A 16,479-nucleotide genomic window follows, 5' to 3' on the forward strand; every position below is an offset into this window, starting at 1 on the left:
TGCCATGCTCCTCAGATAATCATCGCGTCGTCGGACTTGGGATCGACCAGCAGGATCTCGCCGCGATCGGCAAGATCCTTGGCCAGGCGGACGAGGCTCGACTGCGCCTCTTCGCAATCGCGGGCGCGCACCGGGCCCATGCCGGCCATGTCCTCGCGCATCAGCTTGGCGGCGCGCTCGGTCATCGCGTTGAAGAACATCTGCTTCAGCTGATCCGGAGCGCCCTTCAGCGCCAGCGCCATCTCGCGCTTGTCGGCATTGCGCACGATCGAGGCGATCGCCGGCGGCAGCAGGTTGGCGAGATCCTCGAAGGTGAACATCAGCGCGCGGATGCGCTCGGCGCTTTCCGGCGCCTTGGCGTCGAGCGCGGTGAGCATCGCTTCCTCGGTCGAGCGGTCGAGCGAGTTGAACAGCTCGGCCATGCTCTCGTGCGGATCGCGCTTCTGCGAGCGGGAGAGGTTGGTCATGAACTCGGTCTTGAGCGTCTGCTCGACTTGGTTGATGACTTCCTTCTGCACCGTGTCCATCCGCAGCATGCGCATGATCACGTCCACCGCGAATTCGCGCGGCAGCTCGGCCAGCACGCGCGCGGCATGGTCCGGGCGCAGCTTGGAGAGGATGACCGCGACGGTCTGCGGATATTCCTGCTTGAGCGCGCCGGCCAGCACGGTCTCGGAAACGTTGGACAGCTTGTCCCACATCGTCCGGCCCGAGGGACCACGGATATCTTCCATGATCTCCTTGACCTTGTCGTTCGGCAGGATGCCGGCGAGCAGGCGCTCGGTGGTTTCGTAGCTGCCGTGGAGCGAGGCCATGCTCGCCACTTCGCCGGTGAACTGGACGAGCAGATATTCGACGACGGTGCTGGGGATGCGGCCCAGGCTGGCGATCGTCGAGGACAGTTCCTTGATCTCGTCGGTGGAGAGCTGGTCCCAGATCGGCGCGCCATGTTCCTTGCCGAGCGCAAGCATCAGCGCGGCCGCGCGTTGCGGTCCCGAGAATTTCTTCAGTTCGGGCGGTTCACCCACCGTGGCGACAGAAGCCATGCTCATCCCTGCAGAAAATGGTCCGCGCGCACCCGCAAGGCCGCGCTCTCCTCTATTATAGGATTGAATGGGGAAGGGACGGATCGGATCATGGTTAATTTATCGGCAAATCTGATCGGGTTGAGTTTGCTGACCGGGCAGAACTCGTTTGCGACCAGCACGCTGCCGACCTTCGAGAGCAAGGCCGTTCGCACCGCCAAGGCGCTGTTCGATACCGTGCCGACCGCGCCGCCCTGGAAGGATGCGGACGGCACCGCCACGTCCTCCCAGCTCAGCTCGATCCTCGCCGCCCGCACCCTGATCCAGCCGGTATCCAGCGACAGCAACGGCGCGCTGCTGCCGGACGACGTCAAGACCAGCTTCACCGCATTCAAGGCGCTGGACAAGCTGCGCGTGCTCGCCGAGGCAGCCAGCAGCAAGACCACGTCCGACGCGCAGCGCGCCCAATATCAGAAGGCGTTCGCCAAAGGGTTGTCGGATCTGCAGAACTATCTGGTCTCGTCCCCCTCGGACAAGATCAACCTCGGCTTCGGCAAGCCCAGCTCGACCGTCAAGACGAGCGAGATCGCCGCGACCGATCCCTATGCGACCAGCGGCAAGCCGCTGGTGAAGAAGGCGTCGGACCCGTTGCCGGGTCTCACCGGCAGCGAGCAGTTCATCGTCAGCATCAAGCGCGGCACCCAGTCGCAAAGCTTCACCGTCGATCTCTCGACCGGGCCGCAGCCGCCGACGATCAGTTCGGTCGCCGAAGCGCTCAACGCGCAGATCAGCTCGGTGCTCGCCACCGCGGCCGACGGCACGGTGCTGACCAACACCAAGGGCGAGCCGGTCAGCAAATGGCACGCGCGGTTCGAGCCGGAACTCAAGGACGGCATGTGGAGCCTGACGCTCAACACGCCGGACGGTCTCGAGCAGGTGAGTCTCGACCAGGTGGGCGCCAAGGATTCGCTGGTCGTCACCACCGGCCAGACGCCGCTGGATTCGCCCACCGCCACCCAGGTGTTCCGTCTCAATGACCCGGACGGCGCCAATACCAAGGTGACGATGGGCACGATCCAGGCGCTGGATCGGCAGGGTACCGCCCAGAACGTCGTCGCCGGCAAGACGACCAACGTCACCAAGGCGGTGGAAGACGCAGACGGCAAGGTCAAGCTCAGCACCACCAAGACCAGCGACGTCTACGCCAACACCGTTTCAGCGGCGAGCGTCACCGACGCGCAGGGCTTCAGCTATGTGGTCGGCACCACCAAGGGCGACCTGGGCGCGAATCTGTCCGATGGTGACGACAATCTGTTCCTCACCAAGATGGACAGCACCGGCAAGGTGGTGTGGCAGCGCAATCTCGGCGCGTCCGGTTCCGCCACGGGTGCCTCGGTGTCGCTTGCCCCGGACGGCGGCGTGGTCGTAGCCGGCACGGTAACCGGCAGCTTCAACGGCATCACCGCCGATGGCGACATCGCAGTGGCCAAATATGCCGCCAATGGCGACGAGCAATTCTCGACCCTCGTGGTGTCCAAGGACATGGACAGCGCGCGCGCCGTGACGGTGGGCGCGGACGGATCGGTCTATGTCGCCGGTCGCACCGCCAACGCGGATGGCGGCGACGCGATGATCGCGCGGATCGACAGCACCGGCAAGATCGCCGAGCGCCGCACGATCAACACCGGCGGCAGCGACACGATCAACAGCCTGGCGATGGACAAGGACGGCAATCTGCTCGCCCTCGTCTCCAGCCAGGGCGTGGCGAGCGTGATGAAGCTGCAGGCCAATGCGCTGTCGACCACGCTCGGCAGCTTCAGCCTCGGCACGGCGGATGCGCGCGCGCTGGCGGTGGCGGACGACGGAACGATCGGCGTGGGCGGCGCCACCGGCAGCGCGATCGCGGGCACCCAGGCGAACGGCCTGAGCGGGGGCCGCGACGGTTTCGTCACGCGGATCGATGCGAACCTCGGCAGTGCCACCACCACCTATCTCGGCACCACCGAAGACGATCAGGTCGACAGCATCGCCTTCATGGGCGACAGCATCTATGCCGGCGGCCGCACGACCGGGGACCTGGGAGCGCCGCGCCGCGGCCCGGTCGACGGGTTCGTGACGCGGATCGACGCGGCTACCGGCGCGGTCGCCAACACCACCCAGTTCGGCCAGGTGCAGACCCGCACGGAGCCGGTGCGCGTCGCCGCCGATCAGGGCGGCAGCACGGCGCTGTCGGCGCTGGGGTTCAGTCGCGGCGTGCTCAATCCCACCGTGTCGGACAAGGTGACGACGCAGACCACGCTGCGGCCCGGCGACTATTTTTCGATCAAGGCGGACAATCAGGCGGTGCGCCGCGTGACGATCGAGAAGAACGACACGCTCAAGACGATCGCCGAGCGCATCCAGGGGATGATCGGCGCGTCGAAGGGCACCGTCACCGCAACGACGGTCGACGGGGTGCAGTCGCTGCGGATCTCGATGAAGCAGGGCCATGAGATGGAGCTGATCGCCGGCGGCGCCGACAGCGACGCGCTTGCGAAATTGGGGATGGAGCCGCAGCGCATCGCCAATCAGGCCGCGGTGGTGGGCACGCCGCCCAAGGTGAAGCCCGGCGGCAATTACGGGCTGGAGCTGTCGGAATCGCTGAGCCTCGCCTCGATCGACAACGCCAAGGCGGCGCTGGGCAAGATAAACGATGCCATTTCGATGACCCAGACCGCCTATCGCTCTCTATATTGGGATGACAGCAAGGCAGCCTTTGTCGACGACTCCGGCACCAGCAAGTCGGGCAAGAAGGGGGCGTCGACCGCCGTCGAGCAGGCACAGCTGAAAAACTATCAGGCGGCGCTGTCGCGGCTCTCCGCCGGCACGCCCCTAACCTTGGGATTCTGATCCATGTCCGACATGCCCACCATCTTCTCCGCGATCCAGATGCGGATGCAGAATCTGTCGCAGCGCCAGCAGGTGATCGCGCAGAATCTCGCCAACAGTGAAACGCCGGGCTACAAGTCGCGCGACGTGTCCGAACCCAATTTCGGCGATCTGCTTCAGGGCGCCGGCGGCATCAGCATCGCCAAGCCGCGCGTCGAGCTGACCGGCACGATGAAGAACCTGGGCGCGGTGCAGCCGGTGGGCAGCGGCCTGGTGTTCGACAAGGACATCACCGAAACCAAGCCGGACGGCAACAATGTCACGCTGGAAGACCAGCTGCTCAAGATGGGCAAGGTGCAGGCCGATTTCAGCGCGATGACCAACATCTATCGCAAGCAGATGATGCTGCTGAAGACGGCGCTGAGCAAGGGCGGCGGCTGATACCAGGCCCTGGCGACGGGATCGGTGGCGCTCCCTGGGAGGGGCGCCACACCGGCGCTGTCGCGGGGCCGGTCGCCGGCTGGGCGAGAGGTCCGCGGCCTGACCGACGCTCAAAAAGGGTGAAAGAAAAGGGCCGCGAGCATGCGCTCGCGGCCCTTTTCGTTTTCACGCGGAAACGTGCGGTCAGGCGATCGCGACGCGCGCCGTGCGGCGACGACGCAGCGCGCCGCCGGCCATGCCGATGCCCGCGATCATCAGACCCCAGGCGGCCGGTTCCGGAACCGCCGCGAAGTCCAGCTGCGAGCTATAGCCATAGGCCGCGTTCCGGGTGTTCTTCATGGTCACGGTGAGGACCTGCGCCACGTTCGACGGGGTGACCGCGAACGAATAGGGCACGCCCTTGGTGAGGCCGGTCAGCGTCGTGCCGCCGAACGAGATGCTCACCAGATCGAGGTACGTCGACGTGATGCTCACGTTCAGCGTACCCGCCTGGGTCAGCACCAGATCGAACATCTGCGATACGGTCGACTTCTTGTCGACCTTGAGGTTGTTCCAGCCGCCGCCGCTGCCGTCGAAGCTGCACACCGCAGCCGCCGAATTCGCGCAAACGAACGTCGATGCCTGGGCCGTGCCGGCCATGGTGACCGCGCCAGCCGCCGTCGCGGCCGCGATCATGAGAGTCTTGAGCTTGTTCATCCACACCTCCCTAACGCTTTACACAGCAGGTGGGAGCTGCCCGATGTGTCCGGGCAGTAGACACTTTCTTCCCATACATGCTGTCCGTTTGTTTATAAACGAACGCGGGAAATTTACCACATCATAGTTGATGGGAAGTAAACGGCTAAAAAAAATATAAAAATCAATCTGTTAGGTGTATCTGCTTAGGTGTTTCGGCGGTCTGGACGCCCTGAAATGACACAGACACATTCCGCGCCGCAGCGAGCGATGGCGCGCTGCGGCGAATCAAAAATACCTTCACAAACGTGCATTTACCGAGATTGGTGCAGGCGCATCAATGCCATAAAGGCCGCCGCATGCACTGTAGGTGGTGCTCCGGCTGCCCGTCAGCCGCTGCGCCTCTGCTGCAATTGCGGCCATCATTTCGGCAGACAATTCGATCTGGCGCGATAGTATTCGCGAGTTGACGATCGAGGCGTCGCGCAATGCGCGACTGGCTTCCGAAAGTTGTTCGCGAAGTTCGGGGTCCAGCGTCTCGAGCCAGTCTTCCGGGTGCTCACGCTTCAGGCGTGCTACCTCGGCCTCGATCCGGCCGGCAAGGCGCAGCTTGGCGTCGGCGATTTCGCCCAGTTCGGGGATATAGGGCGTCCGCGCCAGACGCTCGCTCTCCTCCTCCATCAGGGCGGTAAGCGAAATCATCGCGTCGACGAGCTGAGTGATCATTTCTGTCCTTGCTGAAGCTTGAGGATCTGGTCGAGAACGGCGGGCGCGAGGCCGATGCCGCCGCGGCGCGCCATTTCGGCGCCGAGCTTTTCCGCCAGCACGCCGCGGAAGATCTCCTCGCCGTTGCCGCCGCCGAACTGTTCGTCCTGCTGGACGCTCTGCAGCATGAGCTGGGTCATCTGCCCCAGGAACACGCTTTCGAATTCCTGCGCGGTCTTCGCGCTTTTCGGATCCACCTTGGGCAGCGGCTTGGCCGGCGGCGTCGCGCCCGCCGCGGCGAGGGGGAGGGGAGTCGTGTCGGTCATCACTGCACCTCGATTTCGGCCTGGAGGGCGCCGGCGGTCTTGATCGCCTGGAGAATGGTGATCAGGTCGCGCGGCGAGACGCCGAGCGTGTTGAGGCCGCTCACCAGCGTCTTGAGCGACGAGCCGTTGATCACCGCCAGGCTGGCACCGTTGCCGTCGTTCACCTGGACCTGGGTGCGCGGGACCACCGTCGTCTGCCCCTGCGCGAACGGACCGGGCTGCGACACCTGCGGCGTTTCGGTGACCGAGATGGTGAGGCCGCCCTGCGCGATCGCCACGGGCGTGATCCGCACGTCGCTGTTCATCACCACCGTGCCCGAGGCCTCGTTGATCACTACCTTGGCAGGCTGATCGACCTTCACTTCGAGATCGCCGATCTGGGTTACGAGATCGATCACCGATCCGCCGAACTGGCCGGTCGGGCGCAGCTCCACCGTTGCGGGATCGAGCATCTGCGCGGCGCCGGGATAGCGGCCGTTGATGGCACGGGCGATCCGGTCGGCCGTCGAGAAATCGGGGTTCTTCAGCGCGAGCTTGAGGCTGTTCGCCGAACGCAGCTGATAGGGCACCTCGCGCTCGATGATCGCACCCCCGGCAATGCGGGCCGAGGTGGTGACGCCGCGGCTGACATTCGCCGCCGCGCCCTGCGCCTTGAAGCCCGAAACCGCGACCGGACCCTGCGCGACCGCATAGATCTCGCCGTCCAGCGCGCGCAGCGAGGACGCGATCAGCGTCCCGCCCTGCAGGCTGGTGGCGTCACCAAGCGCGGAGACCTGAACGTCGATCCGAGAGCCGCTGCGCGAGAAGGGCGGCATCGTCGCGGTGATCGAGACGGCGGCGACGTTCTGCGTGCGCATCTGCGTGCCCCGGATGTTAACGCCCATCCGCTCGAGCATCGACTGCATCGATTCCTCGGTGAAGGGGGCATTGCGGATGCGGTCGCCGGTGCCGGCGAGGCCGACCACGAGGCCATAGCCAACCAGCTGGTTTTCGCGGACATTTTCGACGTCGACGATGTCCTTGATCCGGGTCTGGGCCATCGCCTGGGGCGCGCCGAAACAGGCCAGCGCGAGCGCCAGGAACGATGCGGAGAGACGATACATAAACCTCTCGGGCCAAGTGGAAAATTAACGCTACTCGTCTTATAGGAAGAGGAGAGCCAACAAGGCTCGCGAGGACCCGATTTCGTGCGTATCGACAGCCTGTCACCGATGATGGCGCGCAACCTGCTGGCGGCGTTGCCCAAGTCCGTGCCCAGCCTGGCGAGCCGGCTCGAGGATCAGGCTTCCGCCTTGCCGCATCCGCTGCCCGCTCCCGGGGCGACGCCGCCCACCAGCGTGCAGATGCTGGTCGCGATCGCCGCGAACAACCCGGTTGTCGAACGCCGCCGCAAACAGGCCCGCGATGCCGAACGCGGCATCGACGCGCTGGACCGGCTGCACAAGGAACTGGTGGCGGGAACGCCCAATGTGGCGCGCCTGCGCGAGATCGTCGAATGGTCGCAGACCCTGCCGACGAATGTGGAGCCCGAACTCGCGGCACTGATGCGCGACATCGACGTGCGCGTGCGCGTGGAACTGGCCAAGCTCGACATCCAGGTCTGAACACGCGCGCACCGCTATCGCACTGCAACAGTATCGAGAAATATTTGCTGCGCCGCAGTAAGCGCCGGCGCCGCGACCGATCGGCGGCAATTTCCCCAAAAGAACTACTTGGACAAGTCTCTGCAAAGACTTAAAGAGTGGTTAACAAGAGGGGAAATGTCATGAAGGCTTTCACGCGATTCCTTGCGGCTATGGCGTTGTGCGTGGCACCTGCCGCGGCGCAGGCAGGCCCCAGCTATTCCGGGCTGTATGTGTTCGGAGACAGTCTGGTCGATTCCGGCAATGCCTATCTGGCGACCGGCGGCATGTTCGCCAGCCCCGATGACGGCTATTTCGCCGGACGCTTCTCCAACGGCTTCAACTTTGCCGATTATCTGAGCCTGGCGATCACCGGAACGCCCGCGACGCCGCTCTATGCCGGGGGGCGGAACATCGCGTTCGGCGGTGCGACCGCTGAATTTGTGCCGGGCGAGCGGAGCCCGAGTTTCCTCGCACAGGTCGGGCTGTACGCGCAGGCGGTCGGCACGCCGATCGACAGCAACGCGCTGGTGCTGCTAACCTTCGGCGGCAACGACGTCCGCGACACGATCCTGACCGGCGGACCGGTGAGCTTTGTTTCGGCGATCAGCGACTTCGGTGACGCGGTGACCGCACTCTACAGCCTGGGTGCGCGCAACTTCGCGATCGTCGGTGCGCCCGATATCGGCCTGCTGCCGGTATCGGTCGCGGCGGTGGGCGGCGTGCCCGGACGGCTCGACGAACTGACGGCGCGGTCGCAGCAGATCAGCCAGGCGCTGCGCCAGGCGGCGGCAGGCATCGATGCGCAACCGGGCGTCACCGCGTCCTTCTTCGACCTGTTCGCGATGGAGCATGATCTGCTCGCTTCGCCCGCAGCCTATGGTCTTTCGCCAACATTGAACACGACGACGCCCTGCCAGGTCATCGGCGGCGGATCACCGCAGCTGGCGAACTGCAGCAACGCGCTGTATTTCGATGAAATCCACCCGACGACCCAGGTGCATCAGGCAATCGCCGCCGCCATGGCGCGCCAGCTCGGCATCAGCGCCGTGCCGGAGAGCGATAGCTGGGTGTTGCTGATTCTGGGCGTCGCCGGGACGGGGGCGGTGCTGCGCCGCCGCCGGGACGTACGGGACCGTCTCGCCGCGGCGTGAGCGCGTCGCGCGGGGCTGGCGCCGTTCAGCGCGGCGGCTGCTTCTCGTTCAGCCAGGCGGCGAGTTCGGCATAGGGGATCATGTCGATAAAGGCGACGCCGGCGGAATCGCCTTCGATCCAGCGCACCGTGCAGCTGCGCGGGCTCAGCCCGGGCACGACCAGCGTCATCACCCGGTCGAGATCGGGCTGGTTCGACAGGCGGATGCGGGCGCCGCTCTGCGAAATGTTCTCCATCATCACCGCGTGCGGCGCCCCGTTGCAGACCAGCCGGGCGTTGCCACCGAACTGGAAACGCGGCGCGCGCGGCACGGCGCGCCGCAGACGCGCCGCGGGCGAGCTGCCCTTGGCGGCGGCCAGCACCTCCTCCACATCGATCGGAGCGGTGAACTGCACGCCCGCGCGCCCGGCGCTCACCCACATGATCCTGCCTTCCAGGACCGGGCCGCCCCGCAGCTCGACGACGATCGCGTCGCCTTCGCGCAGGGGGAAGGGGCTTTCCAGCATCATGCCGGTGGCGGAAATGTTGCGTACCCGGCAAAGCTGCTCGCCGGCGCCCGTGCAGATCAGCTTGCCCACCATCAGCGTCGTCACCGTGCGCGGGGCACGCTCGGCCCAGGGGCCGGGATCGCTGCCGTCATGGTCAAATTGATGTTCGGCTGCGCCCACGGCGTCAATCTCCCGGCCCGACTGCAGAACACGCAGCCCCTATATATTATAGGATGAATGGAGGTTCAGCTTCGCATCGGTAATGCTACGAATGTCAGGCGGGATTGGCGCCCGTCACCGCGATCTTGCGCACGATCTTCGGGCCGAACGCTTCGTTCGACGCGGCATCGACCAGCTTTCGAAAGCCTTCGAGATCGGGCAGCATGCCGTCCGGGCCCGCTGCCATGGGTGTGCGATAGGTGCGCATGTTGATGGCGTGCAGCAGCAGCGGCATGCGCTGGCCGACAAATTCCGCCTTGGCCTCGTCCACCTCCAGCTGCACGTCCATCGAGGCATAGCCCGCAAGCCGGCCGTCGGCGAACACCAGCGGCACCAGGATCTTGCCGGTGGGCACGAACTTGGCCGGCTCTTCCTTTTCTTCCGCCGCGCTTTCCTGCTTGGGCGCGCCGCCGATGCCGAGCATCTTCACCATGGCATAGGCGGTACCGCCGCCGGCGGCGAGGCCGGCGATCAGCGCGACGATGAGGAACAGCAGTTTCTTCACGGGGCGGCCCCTCAGAACTTGAAGCTGGAGTCGCTCGGCAGCGCCGAGGTCTGGCCCTTGAGCACGATGCTGATGCGGCGGTTCTCGGCCCGATTGGGCTGGTCCGGATAGACGGGCTGGGTGGCGCCCATCGCCACCACTTCGGCGAAATGGTCCGGCGTCACGCCGCCGGCGATCAGCGCCGAGCGGGCGGCGAGCGCGCGCTGGCCGGAGAGCAGCCAGTTGGCATCGCTCTGCCCGCCGGCACCGTCGGTGTGGCCCTCGATCGCGATCTGCGCACCCACCGTGGAGATCTTGCTCGCCAGCTTGGTGAGCAATGTGCGCGCATAGGGATTGAGCTCGGCAGTGTTCGACTTGAACATCGGCTGCTGGTCGGTATCCATCAGCGTGATGCGCAGGCCCTCGCGATCCTGCTGCACGTCGACATTCTTCTTGCCCTGCGACTGGGGCGTCGCCTCGAGCGCGATCATCAGCTCGGAGGCCATGACGCGCATCGTCGCCGGCACGTCGGCGGTGCCGCCGCGCGCGGAGCCGGCCGTGGCCACCTCGAAGGTGGGCTGGCCCTTGGCAGGGCTCGGATCGGCCTCGGAACGGCGGGTCGGGCCGCCTGCGCCGGGTGCCGAGTTGGTCACCGGCGTCGAGGGGCCGCTATCGGCGATGGTCGGCGAGAAATATTTCGCGAGGCCCTTCAGCCGATCCTTGTCCGGATTGGCGAGCAGCCACAGCAGCATGAAGAAGGCCATCATCGCGGTCACGAAATCGGCATAGGCCACCTTCCAGGCGCCGCCGTGATGGCCGCCCGCGACCTTCTTGACCTTCTTGACGATGATCGGCCGAACGTCCCCCCCGCGGGCCATGTTACTGCCCCTTCAACGCGTTGCGCAGGCGTTCCTGAACGGCGCCGAGACGGACATGGCTGATCGCCGAGAGCGAATCCTCGCCGCCCGCAATCCGCTCCAGCAGATTCACGCACTCGTCGGCGTGCTGGATCAGATAGTCGAACGCCTGAAGCTGCTCGAGATAGTTGGCGGCGAAATGCTCGTCGCAGACCAGCACTTCGGCCAGGCCCTCGAGCTTCTTGCTGATTTCGCGGATCTCGCCCGCCATGACGCTGTGCAGCACGCCCGCGAACGGATCGTAGCCGGGCAGGGCCTGGGGATGGGACGGTTCCGACATGGGCAGGCACGACATCAGAAAAGCTCCAATTCTCCGTCGGGGGCGGCAACAGGCAGGGGGGCGACCGGACGTTCCTGGACGCGCTCCGCCACCTTGGTGCAGCGGCTCTTGCCCTCGTGCGGCAGGAACTCGACCTTGCGGGCGAGCGTGCCGCCGAGATCGCAGTGCGCGATGGCGATGCCTTCGGTCTCCATGAACCGGCGGGCAAAGGCGCCGTTGGAGGCGCCGATGTTCCCGAGGCCCGAGATGATGTTGGCGCCACCGTACAGATGGGCCTGCAGCCGCGGGCGCGAGGCGCCCTTGGCCATCATGCTGTTGATCAGCAGTTCCATCGCATGCACGCCGTAGCGTGCCATGTCCGAGCTCGACACCTTGTGGTCGGCGCCCGGCTCGCCCAGCAGGAAGTGATTCATCCCTCCAACCTTGGCGACCGGGTCGTAGAGGCATGCGGCGACGCAGCTTCCGAGCAGGGTCGAAATCAGGACATGGGGCTCCGCGATCACCGCGTTCTCGCCCTGTACGATGGAAACTCTGCGCATATCAGGTCAGCTCGCCGAAGACGCGTTCGATCTTTTCCTTCAGCGCCGCCGGCGCGAAAGGCTTGACGACATAGTTGTTCACGCCCAGCGCCGCCGCCTTCTGCACGACCTCGCGGTCGGACGAGCCGGTGAGCATGATGAACACGGTCTTGCCGATCACCGGATCGGCGCGAACCGCCTCCAGGAACTGCAGGCCGTCCATCTCGGGCATGTTGTAGTCGGAGATGACGAGGTGGACGCGGTCGCTCTTGATGGCGGAAAGCGCTTCCGGAGCGCTGGCCTTGTCGCGAACGTCCTTGAACCCCAGATCCTGCAGCGCACGACGGATCATCGCCCGCATACTGGTCTGATCATCCACGACCATCACCTTGATTTGTGATGCAGCGGGCATTGTTATGCGCTCCCAACCTTAATCGTTTCTCGACAAGCCTTCAGGATGGCTTCCGGCATCGCCGAAAGGCCGACTTCCTTTTCTACCGCACCCGCTTCCTTGGCGGCGCGGGGCATGCCCCACACCACGCAGGTTTCCTTGGTCTGGCCCAGCGTGCGGGCACCGGCCTGGCGCATCGCCAGCAGGCCCTGCGCGCCGTCGCTGCCCATTCCGGTGAGAATGACGCCGACCGCGCCGGCGCCCAGCCTAGCGACCGAGCGGAACAGCACGTCCACCGAGGGGCGATGGCCGGTCACCGGATCGCCGGGGCTCAGCTTGATCCGGCCATTGGCACCGCCCTGAAGTTCCATGTGTCGTTCGCCTCCAGGAGCAATATAGACGGTTCCCGGGGTGACCTGGGCGCCATCCGTAGCTTCCACGACGTTCACGCGGCACTCGGCGTTCAGGCGCTGCGCGAAGCTGCGGGTGAACGTGGCCGGCATGTGCTGCACGATCAGGATCGGCGGCGAGTCCTCCGGCAGCGCCGGCAGCAGCGAGAACAGCGCTTCCACGCCGCCCGTCGAGGAGCCGATCGCGATCAGCTGGGCCGCGGCACCGCCGCCGCCGACACTCGGCTGCACGGGCAGGCGCTGCGGCCCGGCGCGGGCGATCGAGCGCGCCGCGCTCTTCACCTTCTCGCACAGCAGGCCGGCATCGCGTTCGATGTCCTCGGGCGTGCCGCTGGGCTTGGTGACATAGTCGACCGCACCCAGGCGCAGCGCCTCGATCGTCACTTCCGCACCGCGGGCGGTGAGCGTGGAGCACATCACCACCGGCATCGGCCGGAGGCGCATGATGCGCTCGAGGAACGACAGGCCGTCCATCCCCGGCATTTCGACGTCCAGCGTCAGCACATCGGGGTTGAGCGCCTTGATCATGTCGCGGGCCGCGAACGGCTCCGGCGCCATGCCGACCACTTCGATCTCGGGGTCGGCCGAGAGCATCCGCTTCAGCGTCGCGCGCATCGATGCGCTGTCGTCGACGATGAGCGTGCGGACTGGTTTCATGGCCATTACTCCGGCTTCTGGTAAATGGTGTGCCCGCACGAGCGCATCTTGCTCGCGGCCGGGCCGATCAGCCGTTCCGAATGACCGATATACAGGAAGCTCCCCGGCGCGAGCTGCTCGACGAAGCGATGCTCCAGCTCTTCCTTGGCAGGATCTCCAAAATAAATCATTACGTTACGGCAAAAAATAACATCATAGGCGGCTTTCAGCGGCCAGGGTTCGAACAGGTTCAAAACCTTCGCGGTGACGAGCTGGCGCGCCTCTTCGGCCATGATGAAGCCGCCCTGCGTGGGCTTCATCCAGGTCGAGCGATAAGGCTCCGGCACACCGGCCGCGACATTCTCCGCATAGACACCGCGCTGCACCGATTCGACCACATGGGGTGCGATGTCGGTCGCGAGCAGCCGAACATCGGCATTGCGCATCCACGTGGCGGTGCTGCGGCTGGGGCCCAGCAGGCACATCGCGATCGTATAGACCTCTTCGCCCGACGAGCAGCCTGCCGACCAGATCCGGATCGGACCCTGTTTCCGCTGGAGCGTGGGGATCACGGTCTCGCGGAAATGATCGAAATGGTGCGGCTCGCGGAAGAAATGCGTGTGGTTGGTGGTCAGCGCCACCACCATCGCATGGCGTTCCTCGGCATCATTGTGCACCAGGTCGACATAGTCGCAGAACCGGTTCAGCCCGAACTTGCGCAGCCGGCGCGCGAGGCGCGACTGCACCAGCGTGGTCTTCGCCTCGCTGAGCGAAATGCGCGCATCGTCGTACATGATCGCGGCGATGGCCTGGAAGTCGCGCGGCGTAAGCTCCGCGGTCTGGCCCGGTGCCATCGCGTTCGCGGCGCCGGCGGACGCCGCGGCGGCGCCCCCGGCGGGGCTCATGCGGCGAGATCCAGATGCTTGGTCAGGCTGAGCGCGTTGAGATCGAGCAGCAGCACCATGCTGCCATTCTCGTCGCGCGTCCCGTCCTTGGCGCGGGTCGCGATTCGGACTAGCCCTGCGATCACGCTTTCCTCCAGCGCGGTCTCGACTGCCGGAGCCGGCTGGATCTCGCCCACGTTGATGCCCACGATGTCGTTGACCTCGTCGACCAGGAAGCCCGCCTGCTTGCCCATGATGTTGACAACCAGGATGCACGACCGCGCGTGCAGCACGCTCGGCTCCCAGCCCAGGCGCTCGGCGAGGCCGACCACCGGGATCACGTTGCCGCGCAGGTTGGTCACGCCCTTCACGAAGCTCGGCACGTTGGGGAGCGGGGTGGGCTCGTCCCATTCGCGGATTTCGATCAGCGCGCTCATGTCGATCCCGAAGATCTGCTTGGCGAGCGAGAAGGTGACGATCTTGCGATCGTTGGCGGTGTCAGGGGTGGTGCTCATGCTGCCAGTCCTTTGGGGGAGTAACGGGAGGGCGAGGCAACCAGCGCCTCGATATCGAGGATGAGAGCGATCGAGCCGTCGCCCAGGATGGTCGCGCCACCCAGGCCGCGGATCGGGTGCAGGTTCTGATCCAGGCTCTTGATCACCACTTCGCGGCGGTCATCGATGGTGTCGACGACGAGGCCGACCTTGCCCGAGCTTTCGCTCTCGACGATCACCACCAGCGAGTCCTCGATGGCGCGGTCGTCGTTCAGGCCGAAGATCTCGGTCGCGCGCCGTACCGGCAGATATTCGCCGCGCATGTCGATCACTTCATGGTCGGGCGCGGTGCGCTTGACCTGGCCGGGCTCGGGCTGGATCGTCTCCAGCACGTGCGTGAGCGGCAGGACGAAGCGCTGGCCGGCGAGCCGCACGATCATGCCGTCCAGAATGGCCAGCGTGAGCGGCAGGATCATCGTGAAGGTGGTGCCTTCGCCCGGCACCGAGTGGATCTCGACGCGGCCGCCCAGGGCTTCCACGTTCGAGCGCACCACGTCCATGCCGACGCCGCGACCCGAGATGTTCGAGATCTTCTCCGCGGTGGAGAAGCCCGGCGCGCAGATCAGCTGGTCGATTTCCTCGTTGGTCAGCACCGCATCGGCGCTGATGATGCCCTTTTCGACCGCCTTGGCGCGGACGCGTTCGCGGTTGATGCCGCGGCCATTGTCCGCGACGCGCACGAAGATTCGGGCGCCCTTCTGCTCGGCCGACAGCTTGATCGTGCCGGCGGGGTCCTTGCCCGCTGCGATCCGCTCCTCGGCGCTTTCCAGGCCATGGTCCGCGGCGTTGCGGATCATGTGGGTCAGCGGATCGCCGATCTTCTCGATCACGCCCTTGTCGACTTCGGTCGTCTCACCGATCGTCTCGAGGTTGATCTGCTTGCCGGTCTCGACCGAAAGGTCGCGGAGCATGCGCGGCACGCGGCTGAAGGCCTGCCGGATCGGCTGGGCGCGCAGCGACATGACGTTGTCCTGGATCTGCCGGGTGAGGCGGGCCAGTTCGGGCAGCTCGACGCGCTGGCGATCGGCCGGTGACAGCCGGTCGGCCAGGATCGAGTTGCGGATCACCAGCTCGCCGACCAGGTTGAGCAGCAGGTCGAGCTTGACCAGGTCGACGCGGATCGTCTGCGCGGCTTCGTTGACCGGCTTGGCCGGGCCACCGCCGCCAGCACCGCCGCCGCCCGCGCCACCGCCGCCAGGCGTGCCGCCACCGCCGGCAGGCGGGGTCGCGGCCGGGGCCGCAGGCTCCGCTGCAGCCGGCGCCGCCGGAGCGGGGACGGGCGCAGGGGCGGGGGCCGCCACCGGTGCGGTCGGCGCAGGGCCGAGGTCCATGAAGTCGTCGACCGTGGCGGTCACCGGCACGAACGGGATCTCGTCGCCGTCCATCGCGGCTTCGGTCGCGCCTTCCGGCGGCCTCTCTTCACCGGCGCGCTTGATCTCGATCACCGAATCCGGTGCCACGAAGTCGAAGCAGTCGGAGATGTCGCTCTCCGGCAGCTCGGCCGGGGCCTGCATCACCCAGGTGAAATAGCTGTCTTCCGGATCAATCTCGCGCAGCGCCGGAAGCGTGCTGATGTCGACCGAGTCGACGCGGGCGCCCAAGCCTTCCAGCTCGCGCACGGTCAGCAGCGGTTCGCCGGCATTGGCGAGCGCGGCGCGCGATGGCTTGAAGCGCACGGTCCAGCCGCCGGCATCGTCGGGGCCGTCGAGATCGTCCAGCGACACGCCCACCGGGCGGAAGCCGAATTCGTCTTCCTCTTCCGCCATCGCCGGCGCGGGGGCCGGGGCCTGCATCACCCAGGTGAAATAGCTGTCTTCCGGATCAATCTCGCGCAGCGCCGGAAGCGTGCTGATGTCGACCGAGTCGACGCGGGCGCCCAAGCC

General features: G+C 66.1%; 19 protein-coding genes. 4 read left to right on the plus strand and 15 right to left on the minus strand.

The annotated features are described in order from the left end of the window. Positions 1 to 11: 11 nt before the first annotated feature. Positions 12 to 1,046, minus strand: coding sequence for a flagellar motor switch protein FliG (gene fliG / locus S2M10_RS11680; RefSeq protein WP_168846218.1), 1,035 nt, complete (start codon positions 1,044 to 1,046; stop codon positions 12 to 14). A gap of 90 nt (positions 1,047 to 1,136) precedes the next feature. On the opposite strand from fliG, the gene S2M10_RS11685 reads away from it, so the two are divergent. Both S2M10_RS11685 and S2M10_RS11690 read left to right on the plus strand, forming a co-directional pair. After that, positions 1,137 to 3,914: a hypothetical protein gene (locus S2M10_RS11685; protein WP_168846219.1), complete on the plus strand. Its 2,778-nt coding sequence runs from the start codon at positions 1,137 to 1,139 to the stop codon at positions 3,912 to 3,914. Positions 3,915 to 3,917: 3 nt separating this feature from the next. After that, positions 3,918 to 4,334 (plus strand): flagellar basal body protein, encoded by a 417-nt coding sequence (locus S2M10_RS11690; RefSeq protein ID WP_168846220.1) that lies wholly within the window; start codon positions 3,918 to 3,920, stop codon positions 4,332 to 4,334. 183 nt (positions 4,335 to 4,517) lie between these two features. Here the strand turns inward: S2M10_RS11690 and S2M10_RS11695 are convergent, their stop codons facing one another. From S2M10_RS11695 to S2M10_RS11710, 4 genes are all read right to left on the minus strand, one after another. After that, positions 4,518 to 5,030: a PEPxxWA-CTERM sorting domain-containing protein gene (locus S2M10_RS11695; protein WP_168846221.1), complete on the minus strand. Its 513-nt coding sequence runs from the start codon at positions 5,028 to 5,030 to the stop codon at positions 4,518 to 4,520. Between the two features lie 279 nt (positions 5,031 to 5,309). After that, a complete protein-coding gene (locus S2M10_RS11700) occupies positions 5,310 to 5,735 on the minus strand; it encodes a flagellar protein FlgN (RefSeq protein WP_168846222.1) in 426 nt (141 codons plus the stop codon). After that, positions 5,732 to 6,040 carry a rod-binding protein gene (locus tag S2M10_RS11705; RefSeq protein ID WP_168846223.1) on the minus strand — a complete coding sequence of 103 codons (309 nt, stop codon included), beginning with the start codon at positions 6,038 to 6,040 and terminating at the stop codon, positions 5,732 to 5,734. The genes S2M10_RS11700 and S2M10_RS11705 overlap by 4 nt, the downstream gene beginning before the upstream one ends. Further along, complete coding sequence (locus tag S2M10_RS11710) at positions 6,040 to 7,143, minus strand: flagellar basal body P-ring protein FlgI (protein WP_168846224.1); 1,104 nt, start codon at positions 7,141 to 7,143, stop codon at positions 6,040 to 6,042. The genes S2M10_RS11705 and S2M10_RS11710 overlap by 1 nt, the downstream gene beginning before the upstream one ends. Positions 7,144 to 7,227: 84 nt before the next feature. On the opposite strand from S2M10_RS11710, the gene S2M10_RS11715 reads away from it, so the two are divergent. Both S2M10_RS11715 and S2M10_RS11720 read left to right on the plus strand, forming a co-directional pair. Then, the gene (locus S2M10_RS11715) at positions 7,228 to 7,644 is read left to right on the plus strand and encodes a flagellar assembly protein FliX (RefSeq protein WP_168846225.1); all 417 of its coding nucleotides are present in this window, start codon (positions 7,228 to 7,230) and stop codon (positions 7,642 to 7,644) included. 161 nt (positions 7,645 to 7,805) lie between these two features. Then, positions 7,806 to 8,816: an SGNH/GDSL hydrolase family protein gene (locus tag S2M10_RS11720; protein ID WP_168846226.1), complete on the plus strand. Its 1,011-nt coding sequence runs from the start codon at positions 7,806 to 7,808 to the stop codon at positions 8,814 to 8,816. A gap of 25 nt (positions 8,817 to 8,841) precedes the next feature. Here S2M10_RS11720 and S2M10_RS11725 read toward each other — a convergent pair whose 3' ends face one another. The 10 genes from S2M10_RS11725 to S2M10_RS11770 all read right to left on the minus strand — a co-directional run. Further along, positions 8,842 to 9,483, minus strand: coding sequence for a PilZ domain-containing protein (locus S2M10_RS11725; RefSeq protein ID WP_168846227.1), 642 nt, complete (start codon positions 9,481 to 9,483; stop codon positions 8,842 to 8,844). A gap of 94 nt (positions 9,484 to 9,577) precedes the next feature. After that, positions 9,578 to 10,027, minus strand: coding sequence for a hypothetical protein (locus S2M10_RS11730; protein WP_168846228.1), 450 nt, complete (start codon positions 10,025 to 10,027; stop codon positions 9,578 to 9,580). An 11-nt stretch (positions 10,028 to 10,038) separates the two neighbouring features. Next, the gene (locus S2M10_RS11735; protein WP_168846229.1) at positions 10,039 to 10,884 is read right to left on the minus strand and encodes a flagellar motor protein MotB; all 846 of its coding nucleotides are present in this window, start codon (positions 10,882 to 10,884) and stop codon (positions 10,039 to 10,041) included. A gap of 1 nt (position 10,885) precedes the next feature. Then, positions 10,886 to 11,218 (minus strand): hypothetical protein, encoded by a 333-nt coding sequence (locus tag S2M10_RS11740; protein ID WP_093297753.1) that lies wholly within the window; start codon positions 11,216 to 11,218, stop codon positions 10,886 to 10,888. After that, positions 11,218 to 11,742 (minus strand): chemotaxis protein CheD, encoded by a 525-nt coding sequence (locus S2M10_RS11745; RefSeq protein WP_168846230.1) that lies wholly within the window; start codon positions 11,740 to 11,742, stop codon positions 11,218 to 11,220. The genes S2M10_RS11740 and S2M10_RS11745 overlap by 1 nt, the downstream gene beginning before the upstream one ends. 1 nt (position 11,743) lies before the next feature. Then, complete coding sequence (locus S2M10_RS11750) at positions 11,744 to 12,133, minus strand: response regulator (RefSeq protein WP_064314002.1); 390 nt, start codon at positions 12,131 to 12,133, stop codon at positions 11,744 to 11,746. 2 nt (positions 12,134 to 12,135) lie between these two features. Beyond that, on the minus strand, positions 12,136 to 13,179 hold the full coding sequence (locus S2M10_RS11755; protein ID WP_168846231.1) for a chemotaxis response regulator protein-glutamate methylesterase: 1,044 nt from the start codon (positions 13,177 to 13,179) through the stop codon (positions 12,136 to 12,138). A gap of 5 nt (positions 13,180 to 13,184) precedes the next feature. After that, on the minus strand, positions 13,185 to 14,063 hold the full coding sequence (locus tag S2M10_RS11760) for a protein-glutamate O-methyltransferase CheR (protein ID WP_168846232.1): 879 nt from the start codon (positions 14,061 to 14,063) through the stop codon (positions 13,185 to 13,187). Then, positions 14,060 to 14,557 (minus strand): chemotaxis protein CheW, encoded by a 498-nt coding sequence (locus S2M10_RS11765; RefSeq protein ID WP_064313999.1) that lies wholly within the window; start codon positions 14,555 to 14,557, stop codon positions 14,060 to 14,062. The genes S2M10_RS11760 and S2M10_RS11765 overlap by 4 nt, the downstream gene beginning before the upstream one ends. Beyond that, the coding region (locus tag S2M10_RS11770; RefSeq protein ID WP_247650761.1) for a chemotaxis protein CheA at positions 14,554 to 16,479 on the minus strand (1,926 nt) is incomplete at its 5' end. The genes S2M10_RS11765 and S2M10_RS11770, both read right to left, overlap by 4 nt.

It is taken from the genome of Sphingomonas sp. S2M10 (assembly GCF_012650175.1).
GTDB lineage: Bacteria > Pseudomonadota > Alphaproteobacteria > Sphingomonadales > Sphingomonadaceae > Sphingomonas.

Coding starts and splice junctions, on each gene's coding strand:
- fliG (WP_168846218.1), bottom strand. CDS start 1,046: ATGGCTTCTGTCGCCACGGTGGGTGAACCGCCCGAACTGAAGAAATTC.
- S2M10_RS11745 (WP_168846230.1), bottom strand. CDS start 11,742: ATGCGCAGAGTTTCCATCGTACAGGGCGAGAACGCGGTGATCGCGGAG.
- S2M10_RS11765 (WP_064313999.1), bottom strand. CDS start 14,557: ATGAGCACCACCCCTGACACCGCCAACGATCGCAAGATCGTCACCTTC.
- S2M10_RS11695 (WP_168846221.1), bottom strand. CDS start 5,030: ATGAACAAGCTCAAGACTCTCATGATCGCGGCCGCGACGGCGGCTGGC.
- S2M10_RS11760 (WP_168846232.1), bottom strand. CDS start 14,063: ATGAGCCCCGCCGGGGGCGCCGCCGCGGCGTCCGCCGGCGCCGCGAAC.
- S2M10_RS11700 (WP_168846222.1), bottom strand. CDS start 5,735: ATGATCACTCAGCTCGTCGACGCGATGATTTCGCTTACCGCCCTGATG.
- S2M10_RS11735 (WP_168846229.1), bottom strand. CDS start 10,884: ATGGCCCGCGGGGGGGACGTTCGGCCGATCATCGTCAAGAAGGTCAAG.
- S2M10_RS11705 (WP_168846223.1), bottom strand. CDS start 6,040: ATGACCGACACGACTCCCCTCCCCCTCGCCGCGGCGGGCGCGACGCCG.
- S2M10_RS11690 (WP_168846220.1), top strand. CDS start 3,918: ATGTCCGACATGCCCACCATCTTCTCCGCGATCCAGATGCGGATGCAG.
- S2M10_RS11710 (WP_168846224.1), bottom strand. CDS start 7,143: ATGTATCGTCTCTCCGCATCGTTCCTGGCGCTCGCGCTGGCCTGTTTC.
- S2M10_RS11755 (WP_168846231.1), bottom strand. CDS start 13,179: ATGAAACCAGTCCGCACGCTCATCGTCGACGACAGCGCATCGATGCGC.
- S2M10_RS11685 (WP_168846219.1), top strand. CDS start 1,137: ATGGTTAATTTATCGGCAAATCTGATCGGGTTGAGTTTGCTGACCGGG.
- S2M10_RS11750 (WP_064314002.1), bottom strand. CDS start 12,133: ATGCCCGCTGCATCACAAATCAAGGTGATGGTCGTGGATGATCAGACC.
- S2M10_RS11740 (WP_093297753.1), bottom strand. CDS start 11,218: ATGTCGTGCCTGCCCATGTCGGAACCGTCCCATCCCCAGGCCCTGCCC.
- S2M10_RS11720 (WP_168846226.1), top strand. CDS start 7,806: ATGAAGGCTTTCACGCGATTCCTTGCGGCTATGGCGTTGTGCGTGGCA.